8 protein-coding genes and 1 pseudogene are annotated in these 7290 nt (G+C 43.8%); 7 read left to right on the plus strand and 2 right to left on the minus strand.

Features of this window, described 5'->3' with window-relative positions:
* Positions 1-833: 833 nt before the first annotated feature.
* The 5 genes and pseudogenes from P8O70_15345 to P8O70_15365 all read left to right on the plus strand — a co-directional run bounded on the left by P8O70_15345 (position 834) and on the right by P8O70_15365 (position 3954).
* Positions 834-911: pseudogene (locus P8O70_15345) on the plus strand (IS1 family transposase).
* Positions 912-1017: 106 nt separating this feature from the next.
* On the plus strand, positions 1018-2016 hold the full coding sequence (locus P8O70_15350; protein MDG2198222.1) for an amidohydrolase family protein: 999 nt from the start codon (positions 1018-1020) through the stop codon (positions 2014-2016).
* 459 nt (positions 2017-2475) lie between these two features.
* A complete protein-coding gene (locus tag P8O70_15355; GenBank protein MDG2198223.1) occupies positions 2476-2862 on the plus strand; it encodes a hypothetical protein in 387 nt (128 codons plus the stop codon).
* A gap of 162 nt (positions 2863-3024) precedes the next feature.
* Complete coding sequence (locus P8O70_15360) at positions 3025-3303, plus strand: hypothetical protein (protein ID MDG2198224.1); 279 nt, start codon at positions 3025-3027, stop codon at positions 3301-3303.
* Positions 3304-3312: 9 nt separating this feature from the next.
* Positions 3313-3954, plus strand: coding sequence for a hypothetical protein (locus tag P8O70_15365; protein MDG2198225.1), 642 nt, complete (start codon positions 3313-3315; stop codon positions 3952-3954).
* A gap of 135 nt (positions 3955-4089) precedes the next feature.
* On the opposite strand, the gene P8O70_15370 is transcribed toward P8O70_15365, so the two are convergent.
* Both P8O70_15370 and P8O70_15375 read right to left on the minus strand, forming a co-directional pair.
* The gene (locus P8O70_15370) at positions 4090-4983 is read right to left on the minus strand and encodes a DMT family transporter (protein ID MDG2198226.1); all 894 of its coding nucleotides are present in this window, start codon (positions 4981-4983) and stop codon (positions 4090-4092) included.
* Complete coding sequence (locus P8O70_15375; GenBank protein MDG2198227.1) at positions 4980-5735, minus strand: amino acid ABC transporter permease; 756 nt, start codon at positions 5733-5735, stop codon at positions 4980-4982. Before P8O70_15375 ends, P8O70_15370 begins: the two co-directional genes overlap by 4 nt.
* Before the next feature lie 183 nt (positions 5736-5918).
* Here P8O70_15375 and P8O70_15380 point away from each other — a divergent pair, with 183 nt between their 5' ends.
* Positions 5919-6701 carry a transporter substrate-binding domain-containing protein gene (locus P8O70_15380; GenBank protein MDG2198228.1) on the plus strand — a complete coding sequence of 261 codons (783 nt, stop codon included), beginning with the start codon at positions 5919-5921 and terminating at the stop codon, positions 6699-6701.
* Positions 6702-6936: 235 nt separating this feature from the next.
* Positions 6937-7062, plus strand: a complete 126-nt coding sequence (locus tag P8O70_15385) for a hypothetical protein (GenBank protein MDG2198229.1) — start codon at positions 6937-6939, stop codon at positions 7060-7062.
* Positions 7063-7290 lie beyond the last annotated feature (228 nt).

Consider the following 7290-nt stretch of genomic DNA (forward strand, 5'->3'; position numbering starts at 1 on the left):
GTCACCAATAGTAATCAATATATTCTTGTATAATTTATTCTTAGATCAGAGAGGAATTGTCGAAGCATCAATTCTAGTGACATCCTTACTTTATCTGGCTTGGAGAAAACAATCAAAATTCATGGCATTATTTACTAGATAAACAAGGATAGATCTTTAAAGATAAAATTAATTTAATGCAATTAACTTACGAATAAAGAAAATCAATTTATATTACAATTGAATAAAAAAAGTTAAAGCAATTGCATAGTTTAAATACATGAATAATCTCTTAAAATTAGAGATCTATTAATTCAATGTCCTCACTGCACGTATCCTGACTACATCCTACTCCGTAAGAATTGAAAGGTTAAACTTTCCTGCTGCTGAGCTTGTCAACGAACTCTTCAGAAACTGCGAAAGGGGTAAGAATCCGAATCTTCAAAGTGCCGGCTCAAAAGTATACCCTGAAGGATTGGGGCTCAGAGCCATTTGCAAAATCCTCGGACGACAGCGCGCAACAGATTCGCGCTGGTTTGTTCAGGCTACGGAGCAGTTAACAGCTACCCAACCAAAACTAATAACTACTCCTTCATTAAAATTGCTGAATACTGTAGCTTTGTTGCTAAAACAATCTAAATGCTGGATCTGGATAGCGATTCATTCTACTTTTGATTGAGTGCTCTTTTGTCTTTGGCAGCAGACCGATCAAGACCGCATAAGAGCTTTTCAAATAACTGAAGGGCTTGACACACCAGGAGTTATTGCACGTTTGTCTGAAAGCATACGAGCACTTGGTTCCCAAAGCTTTGCACCGCCAAGGCTGGACCTTCACCACCCTGGTATAATCACTCAATTTTCGATTTAGGCATTGCCTAGCTCGACTGTACCGTAAAACGCTGTGCTACAGTAAATCAAAAAGAATGTTTTAAGCTTCTTTGTAGCCACTTATTCTTAAACTAAATAATGTTTAAGTACCAATGTCTGTTTTTTGATTGCTCCAGACTCATGAGCAGATTGACCTGATTGAGGGAATTTATGACAAAGATTTTGGATGATCGCTATTTGCAAGAATGGCTGGCTCGGGAAGAACCAGAAGACGTATTGGATCCAGAATTACAAATTGTTGACCCTCACCATCATCTTTGGGATCTTCGTAAAATCACCTTCCATCCACATAGAGATTTTTTACAGAAGGTGTATCTGACAGAAGAATTTGCCAATGAAATCGAGAGAGCCGGTCATAAAATCACCCACACGGTGTTTGCGCAGTGTGCTGCTTTTTATAAAAAAGAAGGCCCAGAAGAGTTGAAAGCTGTTGGTGAAGTTGAATTTGCAAATGGCGTTGCGGCGATGAGTGCTTCTGGACTCTATGGGGATACCCAGATCTGTGCCGGAATTTTCAGTTATGCTGATTTGAGTTTGGGTAAGAAGGTCAAAAGCGTCCTGGAATCTTTACAAAAGGCTTCCCCAAACTTTCGAGGCATCCGAAGTCCATTTCCGTGTGATTTGAATTCGTATTTTTTGGATGGATTCAAAATATTGGGAGAAATGGCGCTCACTTTTGACAATTACTCACCAGATTATACAAGGCTGCGCAAATTGGCTGAATTGGCAGCGATGAATCCAGAAGTGACAATTATTGTAAATCACTTGGGTGGCCGGATTGATCTGAATGAGCAAGAGTGGAGGGAATGTCTCAGGAAGGTCTCCAAACAAAAAAATGTATATTTGAAACTTGGCGGGGCGCAACAGCGAGTGAATGATTGGGAGCCTGATTTTCACAGAAATCAGCAATCGCGGCCGATGAGTTCCGATGAACTCTGTGAGCGGTTGGGGAAATACTATGTGAAGGCGATTGAATTATTTGGAATTGAAAGATGTATGTTTGAAAGCAATTTCCCTGTTGATAAAGAGTGTGTTTCCTACAGAACAATCTGGAACTTCTTCAAGAAGATTGCCAATAATTTGAAGCTCAGTGAATCTGAGAAAGATCAGATATTTAGTGGGACTGCAAAATCAGTTTATCAACTCTGATTGTCTCTCTTTAATTCAGTTAATAACAGAGCTAGATTTGTTTGAGTGGCTTGTTACTAAGTAACGATTAGTTATGAAATCTCCTCTGTTTTGGAACGTTTGGTAGTTCTCGATAAACTGTTCTAGGATAAATTGTAAGGTTGATGGGTGTGTAGCGATTCTGTTGCATTCTTGCTTCACGCTGATCCCGAATCGGTTTAGGCTGCTTGTTCGTTTGTTGAGATAGAAGAATTATTTCCTGAATTCTTATTTGTTTATTTCTAAGTTGCTGTTCAGTCAGATTCAGAGTGCTTCTCTTGACACCAAGTAAAAATATAGAAACGATAATTATTAGTAGAATTCTTAATTGGTTGTTCATGGTAACTTATTCTGATCTGTATGAATTACTGATTGAGCATATCTTCGTTAGCAACATGGAATTATTCCATGTTAAACATACTATTGAATCGGAGTCCTTGGATGTCAAGCTATCTCGATTACCAACTTTCAATCATCGAAAAAGGTGTTTTGGAAGCTGCTAAGCGAATCGGACTAAATCCCACGATATTTGATAGTGAGGTGATGCCCCAGCACTATGCAGGTCATCAATGGATTGTTTTTGAGAATTCAGTGGTTGGTACGGTTATCAATGCAATCCCTCCACTCAATCAAACAGCAACAATTCCCTGGGAAGAGTGGTTTGTCATGGATGGAGAATTGCGCCACCATATTCTCTTCACGGAAAAGAATGAGAGAAGTACGATGAATTGGGAAGGACCAATGGATGATAATGATCATCCAACGCCAGTTCTGGGGAAACTCTGGCACGTCCACAATGCTGAACCCACACCTTATCTCCTTCCTTAACAAAAGCCCCCCTCAGTCATAGCTATCCACTTCGGATGAAACTGAAAAATTCTTGAATTCAGCCACTTGGATACAGTTGCTTCGAATTCTGATCAGCAATTGCGTTAGCGTGGAATTTTTATTTCAAAGACCTAATACACAAAGCAGGATTTTTTCATCGAGTTGTCCGAGAGAATTAATATCTCACTTTTCTGTTTGTTCTACCTCGAAGATTTCAAGGAAACCATCACAAGACTAGGCTTGAAGTTCTCTCTATGGGAAGGAGCCTCGGCGTCTGTTCACATGACGCTGACTTCGGGGGCATTCCTTACTGGATATGCTCTCTTGTTGGGAGCCAATGACTTTGAACTGTCATTGCTCTTGGCCCTGCTGATGCTCATGCAGAGCATGCAACTTCCCAGAGCCTATTTCTCGAACGTTCCGGACATTGGAAAACCCTGACTCGCTGGGGTGCTGGAATTTCGCGTCTGCTTTGGCTACCGATGGTATTGTTGCCATTTCTGCTTCCTGACTGGCTACACATCAGTTTCTTTTCTGGTGCTCTTCACACTAGCTAATCTATTGATGTGGCTGGGAGTTCCTGGGTGGATTACTTGGATGGCAAACCCAGTTCCAAGGCAAATTCGCAGGCGCTCTTTCAGTCAAAGAAATCCCTTTGCAGGTGGGTTGGCTATTGGTGTGAGTTTGTTGGGGGGGGGGGATCGTTCTGGATTTTTCCGAGAGAAGGACTTTGCCTATGATGGCTATCTTGCACTCTTTCTGTTGACCTGCAACACAGGAATAGCAGCTTTTTTCTTTCTAGGGAACCAGCCGGAACCACTTCAAGTAGACCCACAACCACTACCACCTCTTAGCACCTATTTCAGCCGGCCTTTTCAGAACAAGAACTACTGCAGAATCATCACTTTCTACTTTGCACTTCTCTTTCCGGTTGGAATTTCAATTCCTTACTTCTCTGCACACCTGATCAAGGTTCTTGAATGGGATTTCCGTCTAGTTGCGGCAACTCCCATTGGGACTTCGATTGTCTCGCTGATCGTGGAACCAATTTGGGGAGACTGGTTGATCGACATGGACATCAACCAGTTTTGATTCTTTTTACAATCGGAATCACCCACTTACCAATCTATTATGCTTTTGGTACTTACGATAGGTGAGGTTCAAAGAATGCTTCAAAAACGACCAAAGAAGCTGGAAAATATTTTGTCAACCCCTGTAGCAGAAAGCTTAATGTGATATTCCTGTCTGACGGAAGGCGATCAAGATTCCAGTCATGACCAAAGCACCTCCCGTCAATTCAAAAATACTCAAAGTGCGACTGAAGATTAGAAATTCGAAAATCAGCGTCAAGACGGGGCTAAAAGTGATCGCAGTCATTGCTTTGGCAATCGTAAAATAACGAAGGGAATAAGTATAAGTAATCCGTCCTAGAAATGGCCCAAAAAAAGCTGCCATTCCCAGCCAAGTCCAACCCTCTAAAGTGAGCATACTGACCTCCACAGTTATCCCTGGCAAAGTCAGTAAGATCAGGACAGCCAAGCTAAGTCGGAGCACGTTGAGTACCTGTGGATCTACCTCGTGAATGATTGACTTCGAGAGAACCTGGATTGAAGCGAAACAGCCAGCAGTACACAATGCCCAGAGTACGGCCTCCCAATCTTCTAAATTGATCGTGAGTGTGTCACCACGCATTAACAGAATACCGCTCAACACAACCGCTACTGCCATCCAGACACGGAGTCCTACAGGTTCATGCAGAAAGACCCAGCCTAGAATCATCGCGATGATGATCTCAACTCTAGAAATGACATTGAACATTGTTGCTGAACTACCTGCAATTGCCTGACAGATGGAGTAATTCGCCATCACTCCCAGGAAAGCTACAGCAATAATCACAATGATATTTTTCAGTCGGAAATTGGCTTTTCTGCGTAAATGCCAGGCACCAGGAATTGAGAAGAGCAGTGCCCAGAAGAAGATTCCCACTATGGCTACCATCGGTGTGATCGACTGCATAGCCTTGGCGTAAGGTAGAGGGAAGCAACCCGTAGCAATAATCGCCACCAACAGAAAGAACATCCCTCGGCTTCGGGGATCAGCCTGCATTGCTAGCACATTCACACAGTCTCAGATTTACTAAGCCGGCGTTCCAGCCAGCGAACTCCCATTGAAACCAAGACAATCAACACAAAGTACTCAAGCACCAAAAATGTGTAGATTTCCAGAGGTCGGTACTGGCTCACAACCAATTCATTTGCGCGTCGTGTCAGTTCAGTCATGCCAATCACAGAGACCAGTGAAGACATCTTGATCATGTACACGAATTGATTGCCAATTGCTGGAAGCACCCGTCGCAAGGCTTGAGGTAAAATGATGAGGCGCATTTTTGAACTGTAGCGCAGCCCCAATGACTCAGCAGCGTCGTGTTGTCCCTTCTCGATTGATTGAATCCCAGCTCGAAAGATTTCAGCCTCAAAAGCACTGTCACAGAAAGCGAGGGCCAGCATGCCTGCCCAGAAAGTATTGAGTGAGATGCCACTCATCACTGGTAGCCCGTAGTAGACCCAAAGAATCATTACTAGTACCGGAACTGAGCGGAGAGCTTCGACATAAGTACGATTAATCGCTCGAGCCCACGGACGCTTTGAGAGTCCTGGCAAAACAACAATCAACCCCAGTACAATCGACAAAACAATAGAATTCACTGCCAACAGCATTGTGTCTGCAAGGCCACTCAGTAAAAAAAGTAAGTTGGTCTGCCCTTGAGGATGAGTAGGCGAGATGACATACCAAGCCCAGGTGTAGCTACTACTACATCCAGTCAGGTTTAGCAGAGCGATGCCCAACAATCCTAAACAAATAATTGGTTTCACAATCAGATGATTTCCTAAGAAGAGGAATAATTTATCAGGAAGGGATTCACTGCGATTTGACCTTGTGGGATCGAACTTCTAGAGTGAAATGGTCGTTGCAGAAAGGCTGTATCGACACCTCAATACTTTAGCTGTCAATTGCGGAGACCTGCAAGCCGCAGAGACCTTACTTGGAGAGATCGGATTAAGAAGCATATTTCCAGGGCACTACTTGCCCTGAGTTGTCTGTTCCTGTTGGCTTCGCCCCTGCAGGCACAACAGTCACGCCTGGATAGCATCAAGGCAGATGGAGTTCTTCGTGTTGGAACACCTGGGAATTGGAAGCCAATGAGTTTTCGAGATCCTGCTTCGAATCAATACGTGGGATTTGATGTGGATTTGGTGACTAAGTTAGCCGAAGACATGGGAGTCAAAGTAGAATTTGTACCCACAGATTGGAAAAGCATCGCAATCGCCGTAGCTGACAAATACGACATTTCGACAAGCGCCTCTCTCAGTCCAGCGCGTGCGTTGGTTGCTGGTTACACGAATCCTTACTTCCGAGTTGCTGATGTGCCCTTGGTCAGTCAGCAGAACGTCGATAAGTTCAAGGATTGGGATGATCTCAATAAAGCAGGTGTGAAGATTGCTGTAACTTTGGGCACCGTTCAGGAACAACGTGCTGCAGCACTCTTTCCCAATGCGACTATTCGCAAGGTCGAAGAGCCTGCTCGAGACTGGCAGGAGGTTATCTCAGGTAGAGCAGATGCTTCAATGACGAGCAACACGGAAGCTGGTAACTTGGCTTCACAGTATCCTGAGTTACGTGTAGTACCTGTAACGACTGCACAGAACCCAACCCCCATTGCTATGTTGGTTCCTCGTGGTGATCAACAGTGGATTAACTTTGTCAATCACTGGATTCGCTTGCAAAATGAACGAGGCTTCTTTGAGGAACTGAAAGCCAAGTGGTCCTTGGTCGACTGAAATATTCCCCCAAAAAAGTGGGAGCACATCAACCTGTGCTCCCACACTATCGCTTTTTGGGATAAATTTTTCTTCCGTCAAGGTAGCAAATCGTCTGTGAATAATCCCCCCCAAATGCTCATCGTGTTTTCGGCTTAATTTTAAGAGCTTATCCGTAAATAAAAGATTGGCTATCTTTCCCTTCTTATCGATCCTTGTTGAGAGGATGAGCAGATAACCCGATGAGGAGAAAGATATGTCAAGAAAGAAGACCTGGGAAATTTCGGATGCCTTTTGGGAATTGGTTCAACCCCTGATTCCCACAGATCCAAGAGTCTCCAACAAGACCTACCAACGCCAACAAGGGGGTGCAGGAAACTGAAATATTCCAACCACCTCTACTTTTCGGCAATGGTTTACGTCTTACGGACTGGCATCATCTGGAATGCCTTGCCCCACAAAAAGTTTGGCGGGCTGAGCTCCTCGGCACTTAACGATAAATTCCAGCAATGGAGTGTGGCCGGTGTGGTTACTAAAATTTGGCAGCGAGGTCTGGCCGAATACGACGAACTGCAAGGAATTTCTTGGGCTTGGCAAGCGGCAGATAGTT

Source organism: SAR324 cluster bacterium (assembly GCA_029245725.1).
Taxonomy (GTDB): domain Bacteria; phylum SAR324; class SAR324; order SAR324; family NAC60-12; genus JCVI-SCAAA005.